General features: G+C 60.8%; 17 protein-coding genes. 10 read left to right on the forward strand and 7 right to left on the reverse strand.

Going from position 1 to position 17723, the window contains the following annotated elements; genetic code table 11:
- The first annotated feature begins 77 nt into the window (after positions 1-77).
- The 5 genes from Q7U39_11850 (at position 78) to Q7U39_11870 (ending at position 4266) form a co-directional block, all read left to right on the forward strand.
- The gene (locus tag Q7U39_11850; protein ID MDO9118644.1) at positions 78-1289 is read left to right on the forward strand and encodes a beta-ketoacyl-[acyl-carrier-protein] synthase family protein; all 1212 of its coding nucleotides are present in this window, start codon (positions 78-80) and stop codon (positions 1287-1289) included.
- Positions 1289-2089, forward strand: a complete 801-nt coding sequence (locus Q7U39_11855) for a beta-ketoacyl synthase chain length factor (GenBank protein ID MDO9118645.1) — start codon at positions 1289-1291, stop codon at positions 2087-2089. The genes Q7U39_11850 and Q7U39_11855 overlap by 1 nt, the downstream gene beginning before the upstream one ends.
- A gap of 41 nt (positions 2090-2130) precedes the next feature.
- Positions 2131-2517, forward strand: a complete 387-nt coding sequence (locus Q7U39_11860) for a hypothetical protein (GenBank protein ID MDO9118646.1) — start codon at positions 2131-2133, stop codon at positions 2515-2517.
- Positions 2514-3242, forward strand: a complete 729-nt coding sequence (fabG, locus tag Q7U39_11865) for a 3-oxoacyl-ACP reductase FabG (GenBank protein MDO9118647.1) — start codon at positions 2514-2516, stop codon at positions 3240-3242. Before Q7U39_11860 ends, fabG begins: the two co-directional genes overlap by 4 nt.
- A 202-nt stretch (positions 3243-3444) precedes the next feature.
- On the forward strand, positions 3445-4266 hold the full coding sequence (locus Q7U39_11870; protein MDO9118648.1) for a glycosyltransferase family 2 protein: 822 nt from the start codon (positions 3445-3447) through the stop codon (positions 4264-4266).
- A gap of 55 nt (positions 4267-4321) precedes the next feature.
- Here Q7U39_11870 and Q7U39_11875 read toward each other — a convergent pair whose 3' ends face one another.
- The 4 genes from Q7U39_11875 to Q7U39_11890 form a co-directional block, all read right to left on the reverse strand.
- Complete coding sequence (locus Q7U39_11875; GenBank protein MDO9118649.1) at positions 4322-4732, reverse strand: hypothetical protein; 411 nt, start codon at positions 4730-4732, stop codon at positions 4322-4324.
- Between the two features lie 18 nt (positions 4733-4750).
- Positions 4751-5701 (reverse strand): polysaccharide deacetylase family protein, encoded by a 951-nt coding sequence (locus Q7U39_11880; GenBank protein ID MDO9118650.1) that lies wholly within the window; start codon positions 5699-5701, stop codon positions 4751-4753.
- Between the two features lie 73 nt (positions 5702-5774).
- Positions 5775-6821: a hypothetical protein gene (locus tag Q7U39_11885; GenBank protein ID MDO9118651.1), complete on the reverse strand. Its 1047-nt coding sequence runs from the start codon at positions 6819-6821 to the stop codon at positions 5775-5777.
- Positions 6822-6837: 16 nt separating this feature from the next.
- Complete coding sequence (locus Q7U39_11890) at positions 6838-8202, reverse strand: NAD(P)/FAD-dependent oxidoreductase (GenBank protein ID MDO9118652.1); 1365 nt, start codon at positions 8200-8202, stop codon at positions 6838-6840.
- Between the two features lie 308 nt (positions 8203-8510).
- On the opposite strand from Q7U39_11890, the gene Q7U39_11895 reads away from it, so the two are divergent.
- The 5 genes from Q7U39_11895 (at position 8511) to Q7U39_11915 (ending at position 13273) form a co-directional block, all read left to right on the forward strand.
- Positions 8511-9215, forward strand: a complete 705-nt coding sequence (locus Q7U39_11895) for a hypothetical protein (GenBank protein ID MDO9118653.1) — start codon at positions 8511-8513, stop codon at positions 9213-9215.
- 123 nt (positions 9216-9338) lie between these two features.
- Positions 9339-10010 carry an alpha/beta hydrolase gene (locus Q7U39_11900; GenBank protein MDO9118654.1) on the forward strand — a complete coding sequence of 224 codons (672 nt, stop codon included), beginning with the start codon at positions 9339-9341 and terminating at the stop codon, positions 10008-10010.
- A 119-nt stretch (positions 10011-10129) separates the two neighbouring features.
- Entirely contained in the window at positions 10130-11041 is a 912-nt protein-coding gene (locus Q7U39_11905) for a VacJ family lipoprotein (GenBank protein ID MDO9118655.1), read from the forward strand.
- A gap of 149 nt (positions 11042-11190) precedes the next feature.
- The gene (locus Q7U39_11910) at positions 11191-11898 is read left to right on the forward strand and encodes a CBS domain-containing protein (GenBank protein ID MDO9118656.1); all 708 of its coding nucleotides are present in this window, start codon (positions 11191-11193) and stop codon (positions 11896-11898) included.
- A 298-nt stretch (positions 11899-12196) separates the two neighbouring features.
- Positions 12197-13273 carry a FecR domain-containing protein gene (locus tag Q7U39_11915; GenBank protein MDO9118657.1) on the forward strand — a complete coding sequence of 359 codons (1077 nt, stop codon included), beginning with the start codon at positions 12197-12199 and terminating at the stop codon, positions 13271-13273.
- Positions 13274-13298: 25 nt separating this feature from the next.
- On the opposite strand, the gene Q7U39_11920 is transcribed toward Q7U39_11915, so the two are convergent.
- The 3 genes from Q7U39_11920 to tdh form a co-directional block, all read right to left on the reverse strand.
- Positions 13299-15368, reverse strand: coding sequence for an adenylate/guanylate cyclase domain-containing protein (locus Q7U39_11920; protein MDO9118658.1), 2070 nt, complete (start codon positions 15366-15368; stop codon positions 13299-13301).
- Between the two features lie 62 nt (positions 15369-15430).
- Positions 15431-16618 (reverse strand): glycine C-acetyltransferase, encoded by a 1188-nt coding sequence (locus Q7U39_11925; GenBank protein MDO9118659.1) that lies wholly within the window; start codon positions 16616-16618, stop codon positions 15431-15433.
- A gap of 7 nt (positions 16619-16625) precedes the next feature.
- Positions 16626-17660, reverse strand: coding sequence for an L-threonine 3-dehydrogenase (tdh, locus tag Q7U39_11930; GenBank protein MDO9118660.1), 1035 nt, complete (start codon positions 17658-17660; stop codon positions 16626-16628).
- Positions 17661-17723: the final 63 nt, after the last annotated feature.

Below are 17723 nucleotides of genomic sequence, written 5' to 3' on the forward strand. Positions count from 1 at the left end.
CACGGCGAATGCTTGTTGCAGGATCGACGTGGTCGCTACCGCCGGCCTGGATTGTTGTGGCGAACGAGGGCAACCCAATGCCTAAACGACCGATGACACCGTTGACGCTCTCGGCCTACACGCTCGTGACGGCGAATGGGCGCGGAGTGGGCGCCGTGTCTCAGGCCTTGCGCGGGCGCCGTTCGGGGCTGACGCCGTGCGATTTCGAAGATGTGCTGCTCAAGACCTACATCGGGCGAGTCGCGGGGCTTGAAGAGTTTTCGCTCGGCCATGACTTAGAGCCCTTCGATTGCCGGAACAATCGACTAGCCTGGTTGGGGCTCCAGCAGGACGGATTTATGGTCGCGGTGGCAGAAGCGAAACAGCGGTATGGTGCCGATCGGATCGCCGTGGTGATGGGCACCAGCACCTCGGGTATTCTGGAAACCGAGCATGCGTACCGGAATCGCGATCCACTGACCGGTTCGTTGCCGCCCTGGTACACCTCACGCTATCGCTATACGCACAACATGTTTTCGTTGGGTCATTTCGTGCGGGCCTGCGTGGGTCTGCAGGGGCCGGCCATGGTCATCTCGACGGCCTGTTCGTCGAGCGCCAAAGTGTTTGCGACGGCTGCGCGCTTTTTGCAGGCCGGTCTCTGCGATGCGGCCATTGTCGGAGGCGTGGATAGTCTGTGCCACACGACATTGTACGGTTTTTCCGCTCTGCAACTGCTCTCGACGAGCCCCTGCCGGCCCTGCGACGAAGATCGCGACGGGCTCTCGCTGGGCGAAGCGGCGGGGTATGTGCTCCTCGAATCGAGCGAGCGGGTGGGCCGGAAGGGAGCCATCGCATTGCTGGGGTACGGCGAAAGCTCCGACGGGTATCACATGTCGCATCCTCATCCGGAAGGCGCCGGTGCGATTCGCGCCATTCGCCAGTCGCTGGATCGGGCCGGCCTGCAGCCGCCAAACATCGACTATATCAACCTGCATGGAACGGCGACTCGAGCCAACGATTCGGTCGAGGACAAAGCGGTGTACTCCATTTTTGGTGATGGGCCGGCCTGCAGTTCGACGAAAGGCTGGACCGGACACACGTTAGGGGCGGCAGGAGTCACGGAGGCCGTCATCGCGACTCTGTGTCTGAAGCAGGGATTCATCCCCGGCACGCTCAATTGCGAACGGGTCGATCCGACGTTGCGCAGCCGCATTCTCCGTGAGAACGAGGACCGGCCGATCAGGCGTGTGGTGAGCAATATTTTCGGATTCGGCGGCAATAACTGCAGTCTCGTGTTGGGAGCGCTGTGATGCAGGTTGGAATTCTCGGCGTAGGACTGCTTGCGGCAGGCCTCGATGGCTGGGTGACCGGGCGCGAGGTGTTGGCCGGTAAGCGGCCGTTTGATCCGCGTACGTTGCCGGACCCGGATGCCTCGCTGCTGCCTGCGAACGAGCGGCGGCGGAGCAGCGATTGTGTTCGGTGGGCCGTGCAGGTGGCGCAGGAAGCTATGGCTCAATCCGGGCTCGATCCTCAGGAGGTTGCGACCGTCTTTGCGTCTTCCGGCGGAGAGATGGAGGTGCTGGATAAGCTATGCCGGGCGCTGGCAACCACCGAGCGGGTGGTCTCGCCGACGCTGTTTCATCAGTCCGTGCACAATACGGCGGCGGGCTATTGGGGCATTGCGACGAGTTGCCAGCAGTCCTCGACGGCCTTGTCCTGTTATGACGACTCCTGCGCGGCCGGGCTGTTGGAGGCCGTTACTTATGCCTGCGTCGAAGAGTGCCCCGTTCTCTTTGTCGTCTACGATCTGCCGGCTCCGGCACCGCTCAGCGGCGCCCGGCCGATCGCCTCAGCCTTTGCTGCGGCCCTGGTGCTCACGCCTTCAGTGAGTCAGGCACTCGCGATCGCCGATGTGACGTTGACGGCCGCCGCCGGTCGTGACGTGAGCCACGCGTTCAGTCAGGAATTCGAACGGCTCAGGCTCGATAATCCGGCTGCCCGGTTGTTGCCGGTGCTGCAGGCGCTCGCCATGGAGCGCCGCGCCACGATCAATCTGAACCTGTTGGACGATCAACGGCTGATCGTAGAGGTTAAGTCCTGCCGCCACTGACGAAAGACGAGATCGGTCGGCTGCTCCCGCATGGCGGGTCCATGTGCCTGCTCGATACGGTGGAGGCCTGGGACGAGACGACGATCCGCTGCCGGACGGCCACGCACCGGGACCCGAACCATCCGCTCCGCCACCATGGTCGCCTCTCGGTGTCGGTCGGACTGGAGTATGCCGCCCAAGCCATGGGTGTGCATGTGGGGCTGCTCGATCGTGGTCGTCAGACGGAAGGGCGGATCGGCTATGTCGGAAGCGTCCGGGACGTCACCTTCGACGTCGATCGGCTCGATGATACGGTGGTCGATCTCATTATAGAAGCGGCGCGGCTGGCTGAGGGGGATCAGAGCTATATGTATCGGTTCACCGTCGCGCTCGGAGATCGAACCGTCATCGAGGGGCGCGCGTCGATCTTTATCAAGGCGGTGGCATGATGGCACAGAAGCGCGCATTGGTCACGGGAGGCAGCGGCGACATCGGTGCCGCGATCTGCGAGAGGCTCGCCGCGGACGGTTATGCGGTCATCGTGCATGCGTATCGGCACAGCGGATCGGCGAAGCAGGTGGCAGAGAAGATCACGGCCGGAGGAGGGGCGGCGACGGTGGCGACCTTCGACATTGTCGATGGTGCCGCCACAGGACAGGCGCTGCAGGTCCTGCTTGCCGACGGGCCGATCCAGGTGATCGTCAATAACGCAGGCATTCATGACGATGCTCCGATGGCCGGGATGACGGAAGCGCAGTGGAGGAAGGTTGTCGATCTGTCGTTGAACGGATTCTTCCACGTCACTCAACCGTTGTTGCTGCCGATGGTCGGCACCCGTTGGGGTCGGATCGTCTCGATCTCGTCACTGGCCGGAGTAACCGGGAATCGCGGACAGACGAATTATGCGGCGGCCAAGGCCGGTCTCCACGGAGCCAGCAAGTCGCTGGCGATCGAACTCGCGTCGCGCGGCATCACGGTCAATGTTGTCGCGCCCGGCTTGATCGAGTCGTCGGCGACGCGACAGTCATTCAAGCCAGAGCAGGTCGATGCGATGGTGCCGATGAAGCGAGTGGGGACGCCGGAAGAAGTCGCGGCGCTCGTCTCGTTCCTGGCGTCCGAACAGGCGGGGTATATCACCGGCCAGATCATTGGCATCAACGGAGGCATGGCGTGAAAAGCAGGATGTTGAAAAAGGCCTCCGGCTTCGTTCTCGCGTCGTTCAGACCCTCAACGTACTGCGGCCTTGCCTGCGGAACGGCGCGTCTCGGCGCGCCGGGGTTGGGCGGGTGAGACAGTGACCTTTTTGACCATCCTGCAACAAGACCAGTTAGGCAACTACGCTTGTGATAGGCACAATGATGGTAGGACATCTCTTGGTGACTGAGCAGCATTCTGAGCTACACGATAGTGCCCAATCCTACTGGGTCGTGATTCCGGCCTACAACGAAGCGGCGACGGTTCGTGATGTGGCCCTGCGTGCCAGACAGCAGTGCGCCAATGTGATTGTGGTGGATGACGGTTCGACCGATGGGACTGATAAGGCTCTTATGGGGCTGGACGTTACGGTTCTACGCAACGAAGAGAATCTCGGGAAAGCCGGCAGTCTCTGGAAGGGATTTCAGCACGCTCTCGCGCAGGGAGCGGCCGGCGTCATCACGCTGGATGCCGACGGGCAGCATGCCCCCGAAGAAATTCCGTTGTTTCTAGCGGCCGCGGCTCAGGACTCGAGCCTGTTCTTGCTCGGTGCCAGGCGGCGGGATCAGCGAAGGGCATGGTTCTGGCGGTATTTTGCCAATCGAGTGGCTGATTTCTGGATCGGATGGGCGGCTGGATTCCCGGTCGAGGATAGTCAGTCAGGGTTTCGGCTCTATCCCACGGTGGTGCTTCAAGGGGTTGCGGTTCCCTACGATCGTGCGCGGAGTTTCGTGTTTGAGAGTGAGATTTTGATCGAGGCCGTCCAAAGAGGATTCTCTTGCCGGTCGGTGCCAGTGACGGTCTTGTCCCGCTCGGGACCTCGTCCCAGCCATTTCCGTCCGCTGGATGACATCGCCGGTATTACTCGGATGGTGGCCTGGAAAATATTGTCACGCGGTTTCAATCCGAGTGGCTTGTGGCGCGTGTTGAGGCGGGCCGAGCCGCTTTCGGATCCGGATCGAGTCTTGCGGGCGCCTCATGACCAGAAGACGGAACGTAGGTGAGGACTTCGGTCGAGGCGTCCTCTGCCGTATTTCCTCGGCAGAGGACGGAACGATCTTACATACCGACTGCGGTCAAGCGTACCCGGATTTCATTATCCAACCGCTGAATCCAACCCGTGTAGTTTTCATGGATGGTGTGCTTGTCGGCGTTGTACTTCAGATTGGTGCTGTCTTTATACAGAATGCTGTAGTTCTTCGATGAGAAGGGAATCGTCACGATTGCTGTATGGCTTCTCACGTTGAGCGTCCCGACGATCTCTCCCGGCTTGGCTACGGCCATCACCCACCCAAGCTTCACGCCCGCTTCGATGATCGCTTTCTGGACCTGGTCTTGCGATGCGTCTTTCCCCGTGGCTGTTTGTACGGCAGCTTCTTTGACCTCATAGACCTGACCGCCGCCTCGGCAACCCACTGCAACGACCATGGCTAAGCAAACCACCACAACTCCGGATCGCAGTCTTTTCATCGCTCCCCCTCCTATTGATTAGAACTGCTCTGGTTGAAATCTTCCTGCTCTTCTTACCCCACTGGTCCTCACGTCAAGGTGTCGCGTTGCGGTATCGGTCATGCGGGCCGGCGTATATCCGATCTCAAGGATATGATCGAATAACTGGTTCACCAGAACCAAGTTCTCCGGCCGCATCCGGTTCTGATTCCATTTGGACATGGAGCGGGGAAAAGCTTGTTCGGTGGCCAGCACGAATTCGCCGGGGTGGCAGTAAAAGACGAGGTGGCGTGAGCGTGCTCCGATCCATCGGATCATGCGCTGGAACTTGCTGAGGCCGACCGTGCGCAGGGTGGCCAGATTGACCGGAAACAGACAAGACGATGGCGGCATTTCCACGATGCTGCTGTCGCCGTGATGATTCAGATTGCTGCGTGACGGGCGGTAAGGGTCCCTGGGCGCGCTGAAATATTTGAGATAGTGGACACGGCCGAGTCCCATGTCGAATCGCCTGGCGGGAACGGAGGAGTCGTAGTGATAGCCTTCTTCCTCGAGGACCCGGAGCGTGGTTTCGCCGATCCACAGATTCGGCGCCCGGAACACGACCGGCCTGACGCCGGCCGCTTTCTCCACGGCATCCGTTGCCCGCCGGATCCATTGCCGCTGTTGCTCGTAGGACGCGATACGGAAGTCCTCATCCTCTTCCAGCCCCCCGTGCGCCCAGCCGTGGGTGCCGAGCTGGTGCCCGCGGTGGAGGCATTCGCGGACGAGCTCCGGATAGGCTTCGGCAAATCGGCCGGCAAAGAAGATCGTCGCTTTGATGCGGAAGCGGTCGCAACAGTCCAGGAGTGCCGCCAGCCCGACATGCGAACCGGGGACCCAGTCGCAATCGATGGTGAAGTAGAACTGCTTGCCCGGCTTTGCGGTCCGTCCGGCCTCCTGTCCGTTGATCGGCAGGGCGGCTCGCCGGGATGGTTCCGTACAGCCCATTACAGACCTGTCCGGGGTGTGGTGAGTGCGCGGATGTCAGGCTGTGAGGATTGGCATGGAGACATGGCGTGACTCAGTCTGTGGTGACGACCCCTTCGATCTCAACCAGCAGTTCCCTGCGGCAGAGATCCCCCTGGAGATAGACGATCTGGCTCGACGCGAACAGCGGAATGCTGAGGGCTTGTTGGATGGCTTCGAGATGATCGGGCTGACGGACGTAGACCTTATATCGACCGCGTGATGGCTGATGGCGGCGCGTTGTTCCCGATAGTTCCTCGGCATGGGCAACCAGGGCGCGCAGGTTGTCGACGGTCTCACGCGTCTGGCTTTCAGGGAGGCCCATGTGGCGGCTCTCGTGTCCCACCACGCTGGCCGTGCCGGAGATGAATAGTTGGGTATGAAGATCCGATTGGAGGAGCGTGGCGCGCGCAAACGACGGGCTGCAGGGACCGTAATGTTCCGGGTATTCATAGGCATGGACTTGGCGGGGATTGCCCAGATGGGTGGCCGGATGAGTGCCCGCAAGCACATAGAGCTGGAGAGGACCTGACCTGGTGCCGACGGCTGTTCCGGCCGGAAGTGACCCGGGGAAGCCTTGAAGCGTCCCGGCGAGCGCCTGATAGCGTCCGACGCAAAACTGGCGATAGCGCTCAAGGCCTTGTTCGTTTTCGTTGATCCTCGGGAAATAATTCCAGATGCGCCAGAGATACGGATAGCCTAACTCCTGGACGTGATGGAGGAGTTGCCGGTACGCCCGTTCCGTCGTGCCCTGCAGCCCCGCATCCGGTTCTTCTTCAAGTTGAAGGGTACCTGCGAGCATATCACCGCTCGCGGCGGCGGAGAACTCGTCGGTCCGGTGAATGGTGACGGGTTGGTCGCTGGTCCACACTTCCAGCTGTGAGCGGCCGTCCAATTGGGGAAGGTCCAGCGTGATGACGGGGCAGGAGACTGCGGGATACACCGATGCGCCAAACGATACGATGGCCAGCGGTGTGTCGACGGAAGTGGCCAGCCAGTGAGAGAGCGCGGTGGCCTCGACATAGTCCACCCGCAGGTGGCCGTCGGGGTCGAGTACCCGCTGGGGCGCTCGCTGTGTTCGCAGGGCGTGGCGCTGTCTCATATCGGCGTCCCGATCGCTAATTCGGCGCGTTGGCCTGGTTCACGGCGTAATCTTGGACTTCGGTCACGGTCGTTCTCGTGCCCTGCTTGCGGCGGCGGGCCACGGCCCAATTTTCTTTCCAATTCAATACGAAAACGATGTAGTACACAACTTTAAAGCAGAAAAGAGGGATGCGCGCTTGCGATTGAACGAACACATCCCCGGCCAGCAAGGACAGCACCGCCCGCTCGATCTTTGGAGGCCGCCTGGTTGAAACAAACATGGACTGAAAGGCCGGCTGGTTGAATCGATGGATAAACCAGGAAAAGGTCTTGATGCCCCGGCGGACCAGGCGCTCGAATTCCTGAAGGTGCGCGGCATATTCAGGCGACTTCCGAAGATAGGCGTCGACGACTTTGGCTCCTCGTGTGCCGCTATTGAGCGCCAGGTGGACTCCGCTGGAGAAGATCGGGTCGATGAAGGCGAACGCGTCGCCGATCATTAGATAGCCGTCGCCTGACATCGTGTCCCGCCGATAGGAAAAATTCGCAGCGGCATAGGTTTGGGTCAGGGGCTTGGCCCTTTCCATGCGTTGAGCAATCGGAGGGGATTGGCGAAGGGTATCCAGGAGAAATTGATCCAGAGGAACCGTTCTCGATTTAATATAGTCCGGATGGCAGACGACTCCGACGCTGGTGGTGCCATCCTTGAAGGGGATCAACCAGCACCAGCCGTCGTTCAACCAGCCGGCGGTGATATTGCCTTCGTCCTTATCGGGAAGCCGCCCGACCCCCTCGAAGTGACCGAAGATCGCCGCGCTGCTGTGCTGCTGGCTTCGGCGCTTGCCGCCGAGCTGGTTCGAGAGAAAGGTGTCGCGGCCGCTGGCGTCAACGACAAACTTCGCGTCCCAGGTTTGTGGACGCCCTTCACGATCCTCTGTGTGGACGAGCGAACTCTGCCCGGAGCGGAATTCGACGCGCTGGGCTTTGACTCCTTCGTGGACCGTCACGCCTTTGCTGATCGCGTTCTTCAGGAGAATGGCATCGAACTCGGAGCGCTTGACTTCGAACGCGTAGGGCTGGGATTCATCGAATGCTTTGGAAAAATAATACATATGGGATCGTCCATAGCGGTGCGAAATCATCTCGGCGCCGTATTTGATAATGCCGATCTGTTCGACTTCCGCGAGGACCCCCAATTGTTTCAAGATGGGGAGTGATTGAGGCAGGAGCGATTCCCCGATGTGGAATCGCGGGTGGGGATCCTTCTCTAGAATGTGCACATTCCAGCCCTGTTCGGCCAACAGAGCGGAGATTGTGGATCCCGCCGGCCCGCCGCCGACGACAAGCACATCACAGGTCACGAGTGTTTGAGCTGATTCACCGGCAATTGAGTGACCCAAGGGAGAACTCCTTCAGTGAAAGAGATGTCGCGCGGAGTATACCCAAGCGGTTCAGCCATGGCTAGTTGTGAGGTGCATGAATGTTCCAACCTCGTCGACAAAGGCGTAGGCTCTTCACAACTTGACCGGGCTTCAGACGCATGGTACTTGTTGCCGCCCGGAGGAACAGCATTCCTAATATAGGGAGTAACGTTCAGACGAGAGCGTTGCGTCCATTTGCCGGGCACACATCGTCCGAACCGGGCAGTCGCTTTATGCTTGGAGTCGCTCTGTCTCCCCTCCTAAGACACAATGAACGATCCGCAATCATGATGATTCTGCTGGTCCGTATCCTCCTCATTGCTTGGACTCTCACTGCCGGATTCGGGGTAGGGTTTGCCCAGGAGACCGGAGATCCTGTGCCGCCCCCAAAGATTGAAAGTAAGGTCGATCTCTATCTGAGCGGCCATGCGATGGGATTTTTCCCGCAGGACAACAATCTCACGGTTGGCGGGGCAAGTGTCCCGCGGACCGATATCCGCGGCACTTTCGGCGCCGGCATAAAGTTCGAAGCCTATCCGTGGTTTACTAACAAGATTCTTGGCGGAGAAATTGAAGCGTTCGGTCTTGGGGGCAGCGTGCGGGCTCCACGCACCACGTCCGGATCAGGGACTACTCAGGCGCAAGGGAACCTGATCGCCGTGAATACGATGTACAACGTCATGCTGCGGTATCCGGGCGAGATGGTGCAGCCGTATATCGGGGTCGGCGGAGGCACCTCGATGGGAGTGCTCTACGATGCGTCGATCCAACACGGCAATCTGGCGCTCACGGGAACTTCCGGCGATATGGCCTTCGCCTATCAGTTCTTGGGCGGCATCAAAGCATTCGTGACAAAGCGGCTGTTTGTATTCGGCGAGTACAAATATTTTGGAACGAAGTATAGTTTTGACAGTGAAGGGGCCGGCAACTCCAAAGTGAAGCTCGACTTTCAGACTCAGATCGTGTCGGGTGGTGTCGGCTGGTCGTTTTAGTTACAGAACGAATATCGTTCGATCGAGGCTCCTATCAGCATCCTCGACCAATTCTTTGTCTACCGTCCTGAACCATGGGAAGACCGCGACTGGAGAGGCGCGAGCGGCCTTCCGCTGGAAGATGTGTGGTTTCAGTCGGCGGACGGCACCAAGCTTTTCGGCTGGTATGTCGAAGCACGCGCGGATGCCGGCGTGCTGCTCTGGTGTCATGGCAACGCCGGGAGCGTCATTCACCGGCTTGAAAACCTGCGCGAGCTCTATCGGCTTGGATTGTCGATTTTCGTCTTCGACTATCGAGGATATGGTCGAAGCCAGGGCAAGCCGTCGGAAGACGGGCTCTACCAAGACGCGATCGGCGCCTACGACTATCTTACCCGGGTGCGGCAGATTCGCTCGGAGCGGATTATCGTGTTCGGCCGGTCGCTGGGCGCTGCCGTCGCGACCGATCTTGTCTCCCAGAAGCCGGCAGCAGGATTGATTTTGGAGTCGCCGTTCCCGTCGATTGCCGCGATCGCAAAACATCACTACGGCGGCATGCCGGTGCATTGGCTGCTCGGGGCGGAATTCAATCTCATCGATCGCCTTCCGCAGCTGTCCCTTCCCACGCTCGTGATCCACGGCGATCGGGACGAGATCATTCCTATCGAGTTCGGCCGCCAGGTCTTCGAGGCCGCCAAGCCGCCGAAATGGTGGTATGCGATAGCCGGCGCGGATCACAACAATACTTATCAAGTCGGCGGGAGCGTGTACTTTCGCCGGTTTGCTGATTTCGTTCGAACTGCGATTGCAGCTTAGCCGACCAGTGCGCGCGTCCATGAATTATGCATTTGGTGATTGGTCGCCACATTTGGTACAGTGCGCCGGGCATCGCGCGCGCATCCCGGTCCGGGGCAGTTGAAACGAGGCATGACGGAATGACGATCAAGATAGAAGACGTAACGACCGATCAGAGAGCTATGCGATTTGGCGTTCTCATTTTGCTGGCGTTGCTATGGCTGCCGGGCTGTGCCGGCCGGCCCGGCGCGCCGACCGCGCTGCTCGAACCGGCTACGCCGCCTGTGCTGCTCGCGGCTGCATCGGGGGCCTCGAAGCCCGCCTCAGATGCTACGGAGAAGCCGTCCGATGATTTGTTCGATCCCTTCGCGAAATCCGGCGAAGACGGCATCGAGGAATATGATCCGTGGGAGCCCCTCAATACAAAAGTCTTCGAATTCAATCGACAGGTCGATCGCTGGGTCTTAAAGCCGGTGGCGCAGGGCTACAACTTTGTCATGCCGAATCCGGTCCAGATCGGGATCAGCAACTTTTTTTATAACCTCCGGTTTCCGCCCCGTTTCTTCAATAATATTTTTCAGGGGAAAGCGAAGGGTGCGGGCATTGAGGTTGGCCGGTTTCTCGTCAACTCCACGGCGGGAGTCGGTGGGTTGTTTGACGTGGCCCAGCATCTTGATCTGAAGACACCTGAAGAAGACACCGGCCAGACCCTCGGGTTCTATGGAGTGAAGCCAGGGCCGTATGTGATTCTCCCGCTGCTGCCACCGTTCAACCTCCGCGATCTGGTTGGCTATGTGGGAGACATCGCGCTCAATCCGATCAACTGGCTGGTGGCGCCTATCATTGAAGTGCGTGGCGTGCCCTCGGTGATTGCCCATAAGAATCGGACTACGAGTACGGTCGTGCAGCTTGGCGGCCGGGTATTTGAAATAGTGAATGACCGTTCGTTGAACCTCGAAAAGTTCCAGGGGGTTGAGGAAGCCACGCTGGATCTGTACGCCGCCGTCCGCAACGCCTATCTCCAAAAGCGTGCCCGGGCGATCCGCGAGTAACCGCAAAGAACGACGTCGAACCGCTTCATGTCCGGCCGCTGGCGGCCGGCCCGTCGGCGTTACGCGCCGGTATGCTTCAGTTCTCCCTGTAGGTCTCCGACAAGGAGATGCGGGCCTTGTGAATCAACCTGCAAGGCGGCATCTCTCTTATGAATACTCCTGCATTCAGTCAGAGCCCGGGCTTTTCCGCCGCCGTCCATACGGCGCCGCCGGAGGTGTCGGTCTACGATGCTGCGCGCATCATGCATTGGCGGAAGGTCGGGGTCGTGCTCGTGGTGCGGCATCATCGACCGGTGGGAATCGTCACCGATCGGGATCTGACGACCCGGGTCGTGGCCAATGGCCTTGACCCCCGGGCGACGACGCTCGGTCGGATCATGACCGCGCCGTTGGTGACAGCGGCGGCTGAGGCGTCCGATGAACAGGTATTGCACGTGCTGGCGCAGAGCCTGGTACGACAGGTTCCGCTGGTCGACGGCGAAGGGAATGTGGCCGGGTTGGCTTCCTGGAACCTCACCGAAGCCGCTAACGGCTCGGGTCCCTTCGGTGCCAGGCTGGTTCGATCGACGGCGATGGTCCCGATGGTAAAGCGCCGGAAGTTCAGGCGGGTACTCTTCGGTTTGCAGCAGGAGGTCCGTCAGCACGCCCGTTGGATCGGAGCCACCATCGCGTTGGCGGCGATCGGTGCGGTCATCTCTCTGGTCGCGGTGGGCTACTGGAGCCCGTGGAGTTCGGCTTCTGTCGCGTCACTGCACGTGACGGAATCCGCCCGATCAAGCAAGCCCTCTACGGAGGCAACGCAGTCCCCTCATGCCGACCCGAAACCTGGGCCTCCTTCGTCGACCCCGACTAGATAATACCCATCAACCAGTCTTCGTGAACGGCGCAGGCATTCGCACGCGAATGCGCGCCTGCCCTTTCGGGACCATCGGGTTGACCGTACTTCTTGCTCATTCATCGGGGGCAGCGCCCGTGGCCAGCCGGGGCAATCGGGACGGATGCGGTGGATCTCACTGTTATGATCGCGCCCGGTTGATCCAGCCGCCATTCGAACGATCTGCCGTTGGCGTCCTCAGTTCTATTCCTACTATAATGACGGATGCTTGGCGACCGGAGGAGTTGACGTCCGCCTGATCGATCGACGAGGAGGTCTCTATGCGTCCTGATCTGAGCCTGCGAAGAGCGCTCATCCTGTTGTGGACCGGGGCGGTGATCGTGATCGCGTTATTCGGTGGGGCGACCTCTTCCGGGGCCGCCGGGCCGCCGGTTGCCTCTGCCACTGCGACCCTGAATATCATCGCGGGCGACGTGAAAGTGGTTCCTTCTGAGGGCGGCCCGGCTCGGGCCGCGAAAGACGGCATGAACCTGGCCGTCGGAACGCATGTGGTGACCGGTCCTAAATCCACGGCGCTGGTGACCTTCCTCGACGGCAGTACGTTGACCGTACAACCTGACTCGGATGCGACGGTCAAGCAGGCCGATCTCAGCAAGAAGCAATCGACTGTCAGGATCAAGGTCAATCTGGGTACCGTGTGGGCTCGTGTCGCCAAGCTGGTGGATTCAGGATCGAGCTTCTCGCTCGAATCCAACAGCGCGACAGCCACGGTCCATGACGGCCTCATCGGCGCCAGGCAGGAGGCCGATGGCACCTTTACCTGCTGGACCCGCGCCGGCAATCTTTTTCTTGTCGACCCGAGCGGCCGCATCATCTCGGAACTGCAGCCCGGCCAAATGGACGTCGTGAAAACCGGCCAGCCGTCTAACCCGCATCCGTTTTTCTCCAATGACAGCGCGCTGCGTGTGGCGACGTCGTCGGGCGTCTTGCCTTTAACCCTGATGGCAGACAAAGTCCGGTTGGCGGGATTTGTCTCTCCCCGGATTGAGGTGAATCAGGTATTCGGCGCGTTTACCGGGCTGACGGAACAGGGCGGGCGCGTGGTCGAAGTCCCGGCCGGTGTCGCGGCGCCCTTCACCCTGATCGTGGAAGGGGAAATCAGCGGCTCGTTCGAGGTGACGATTGCAGGGCTGCACAAGGGCGTGCAGGTCTCCCAACAGCGGCTTTCCGGGACGATCAAAAAAGGAGAGCGGCTGGTGAGCACGATTCTGCCGCAACTTGATGACGCGACGGCGGGCGATCCGAAGACGGCGAAAGTGGTCGGTCTCACGGCGACACCCTTTCAGCCGATGGATGCCCCCCTGCCGGGCGTGCTCTTGCTGTCTCCCTGGGAGTGAGCGGGCTGAAGACGGCAGCCCACGGCTATTTGGTTGTCAGGATCGTGACCCCGTTCCAATCAGGCGGGGGAGGAGTTGCGGCAAACTCCCGGCTGCGGCGCAGGTAGAGAGCGCTCGGGCCGTCTCCCGGATATTCGGCCAGGAGCCTGTCGAAGAGTTCGACCGCCGCCGCCCATTGCCCGGCGTGATACCGTTCGATGCCGCTCGCATACTGCTCCAGCAGCGTCCCCGTTTTCGGATCGAGCTGATGCCGGTAGGACACCACCTCATACACCGCCAGCGGTTCGGTTCGTCCTTTCACTTGTACTCGGTCGAGATACCGATACGTGAACGACTCCCCGGCGGCGTTCATTGTCGCCTCGCTGACCAGCACTCTGGTTCCATAGTCTTTGTTGACGCCTTGCAGGCGGGACGCAATGTTGACGGCGTCTCCGAGGACGGTATATGCGAGCCGGTCACGCGATCCCATATTCCCCACCACCATCGGGCCGGTGTTGATCCCGATACCCAGGTCAAGTTGCGGATTGCCCCGTTCTTTCCACTGCGTGCGCAGTTCGTGCAGCCGCTGGACCATATCAAGAGCCGTGGCGCAGGCCCTGGCGGCATGGTCTGGCTGATCCATCGGCGCATTCCAAAACGCCATGATCTCGTCGCCGATGTATTTGTCCAGCACGCCGTCGTGCCGGAACACGATCTCCGTCATGGCGCTCATATAGTCGTTCAGAAGCGCCACGAGGGCTTGTGGATCCATGGCTTGTGAGAGGGTCGTGAATCCGCGAAGGTCGCAGAAGAAGGCGGTCATCGTGCGGGTTTCACCTCCCAGCGTGAGACGCTCGGGCTGGTTCAGCACCCACTGACTGACGGAAGGCGAGAGGTAGCGCGCCATGACGTCCCGCATCGTCCGTTGCTGCGCTTGTTCGAAGAGCAGGCGATAGACTTGGCTGACTGCAAAGCCGAGTGCCAGCGCGGCGGGCGGATAAATCAGATTCAAGAGCGTCCCCTGATCGAAGAGGATCCCGCCGGTCAGGAGATACAGGAACAGCAATCCCAACAATCCCATCGCCGCGCGAATGGGGCGGAGCAGCGCCGCGAGCCAGGTTCCGATCAACGCAGCCGCGCACACGAGCAGGCTCGTCGCCGGTGCAGAGCTCGGCGCGAGATAGCGTTGGCCGAGAATCGTTTCGACGATGTTGGCCTGGACTTCCACGCCCCACATTCTGGTTTCCGCCGTTGTGGGCGTGGCAAACTCGTCCACGCCGCGAATGGTCAACCCCAGCAGCACGATTTTGTCTCGTACGAGGTCGGGCTCGAACGACTTGTTGAGCAGGTCCACGAAAGGAAGAATGGTAAACGCACCGCCTCGCTCCGGACTCGATGGAGGCCCGAGGAAGTTGATGAGCATGCGGCCGTTGTCGATCAATGGAATGGCTCGCCCCGCTCCATAGGCGGTCTCGTCCGTGGCGTCGGTGTCGAGCACGGCCGGCCGCCGGACATAGCGCGCGACGGCTGAAAGCGCCAATGCCGGATGCACCTGCCCATTCGCTTCCAATAAGAGGGGTAGACTGCGGACCACGGTATCGCGATCCGTGGTGACGTTGACCGTCCCCTCTGCCACTGCCGCGGACCGGATGGCGGCGGCTGGAGACACGAACACCTCGAACTCCTGCGCGACCCCGGGTCGTGGATGAAGCGCTTTGGGTCCTTGCGCTTCAAGCGGCGCAATCACGTTGCCCATCTGTTGCATGGCGGCGATGAGATGCGGGTCGTCCGGTTTGGCCGCGTCGAAGAAGATATCGAGCACGACCGTGCGCGCGCCGGCTGCGCGCAGGGCCTCCAGGGCCTGCGCATAGAGCGTGCGAGGCCAGTTCACCAGCGGGCCATATGTCGGGAGGAGTTCGCGGTAGCTGCGTTGATCGATGCCGACGATGACGGTGGTCCGGGATTGTTCGCCGGCCCGGGCGGCAAAGAGAAAGTCCGTGCTTTGTACCTGCGCCGTTGCGAAGACCTGTCGATGGTACGCCGTGATCAGCAGTGCGCCGACGGCCAGCGCGAGCGCCGTGCTGACGAGGAGTCGCTTCATCAACGTGCCGTTCATGCGGGGAGGATTCTAACAGGACGGGGAGCGACTGTCTTGAACGATCTCAGCAGCACGCGCGCTTAGATCACTCCGAGTTCTCGACCAACCTTTTCAAAGGCGCCGATAGCCTGTTGCAATTGCGCTCTCGTATGCGCGGCAGACATCTGGACGCGGATGCGCGCCTGGCCCTTCGGCACCACTGGAAAACTGAATCCGACGACGTAGACGCCTTCCTGCAGGAGACGATCAGCCATGGTGGTGGCGAGCGTGGCGTCACCCAGCATCACCGGAATGATGGGGTGATGGCCCGGGACGAGCCGGAATCCAAGCGCGGTCAATCGCTCGCGGAAAAAAGCGGCATTGTCACGCAGTTGTGCGCGCAACGCATCGCCCTGTGCGACCAGCTTCACCGCTTGCAGCGCGGCTGAGGCAATCACCGGCGGCAGGGCGTTGGAAAAGAGGTATGGCCGCGAGCGCTGACGCAGCAGCTCGACGATTTCCGCCCGTCCCGAGGTGAATCCTCCGGCTGCGCCGCCGAGGCTCTTCCCGAGCGTGCTCGTCACGATATCAACTCGATCGACCACTCCGAAATGCGCCGGCGTCCCGCGTCCGTTCGGACCCAGCACCCCGGTCGCGTGGCTGTCATCCACCATGACGATGGCGTCGTAGCGATTGGCCAGCTCGACAATCTCATCGAGCTTGGCGAGATCCCCATCCATCGAAAAAACACCGTCGGTCGCGATCAGGCGCAGCCGGCAGGAACGGGTTTCTTGTAGTTGCGTTTCAAGCTCGGCCATGTCGGCATGGGCGTATCGAAGGCGCTTCGCCTTACAGAGCCGAATCCCGTCGATCACGCTGGCATGATTCAGCGCGTCGCTGATCACGGCGTCCTTTTCACTCAGCAGCACCTCAAACAGGCCCCCGTTGGCGTCGAAGCAGGAGCTATAGAGGATCGTGTTTTCAGTGCCGAGGAAGGTGCTGATCGCCTGTTCCAACTGCACGTGCAGATCCTGGGTGCCGCAGATGAAGCGCACCGAGGCCATGCCGTAGCCGTGTTCGGTGAGTCCAGTGGCGGCCGCCTTTAGGATATCGGGATGGTTGGCGAGACCCAGGTAGTTGTTCGCGCAGAGGTTGAGCGCCGGGCCCTGCGCGACCCGGATATCGGTTCCTTGCGGGCTGAGGAGTTGTCGCTCCTGCTTATAGAGACCGGCCGCACGGATGTCGGCGAGTTGTTGCGTGAGCACTTTCTTGAGTGACTGGTACGCCATGGCTGGATCAGGGAAACAAAACTACCTTGCCGCACTGTCCGGAATTGATCAACTCAAACCCCCGGGCGTAGTCGCTCATCGGGAAGGTATGCGTGACGATCGGCTTGATGTTGAGCCCCGCTTTGAAGAGCCCGGCCAGGCGATACCACGTGCTGAAGAGGCGCCGGCCTGTAATGCCGTGCACGCGAATCCCTTTGAAAATAACTTCGTTGGCCAAGTCGAACGAGATCGGACCGGTCGGAATGCCGAACAGTGTCACCCGTCCGCCGTTTTTGACGGCGCCGAACGCCTGGTGCAAGGCGCTGGGATGACCGGACATTTCCAACGACGCGTCAACGCCTTCGCCGGCGGTGATCTCGCGAATCGCCGCCGCGATCTGCTCGGGCGTCTGGGTCTTGGCGTTCAACACGTAGTCTGCGCCGACCTGTTTGGCCAGGCCGAGGCGATAGTCACTCACATCCGTGGCAATGATCGTCGCCGCGCCGGCGGTGCGGGCGACGGCGGTCGAGAATAATCCGGTCGGTCCGCAGCCGGTGATCAGGACGGTATGGCCGGTCAGGTCTTCCGCGAGGGCGGCATCGACCGCATTGCCGAGCGGTTCCTGGACCGAGGCGTATTCCGGTGGTATGGACGGGGATGTGTTCCAGAGCACATTGTCGGGCAGCACGACATATTCGGCAAATGAGCCATCGCGATCGACTCCGAGGATGCGATAGTTTCGACAGACATGGGCCTGACCGGTGCGGCACTGGAAACAGTGGCCGCAGGTAATGTGTGATTCGGCTGCGACATAGTCGCCGAGCTTCACCCGCGTGACATCTTTCCCGACTTCGACAACCTCGCCGCACATCTCATGGCCGATGATGCGGGGCGGATGAATGCGGCTGTGCGCCCAGGGGTCCCAGTTGTAGATATGGGCATCGGTGCCGCAGAGCGAGGTGGCTTTGATCTTCACGATGACATCGTTCGGTCCTGGAGTCGGGTCCGGACAAGTCATTGCTGTCAGCCCGGGGCCAGCGGATGTTTTCACGAGTGCGCGCATGGCTGTATTCTAACGTAACCCTGTGAAGGAGGCACGTGCTTGCCGAAAAAACGGGTTGCACTC

It is taken from the genome of Nitrospira sp. (assembly GCA_030653545.1).
Taxonomy (GTDB): domain Bacteria; phylum Nitrospirota; class Nitrospiria; order Nitrospirales; family Nitrospiraceae; genus Nitrospira_D.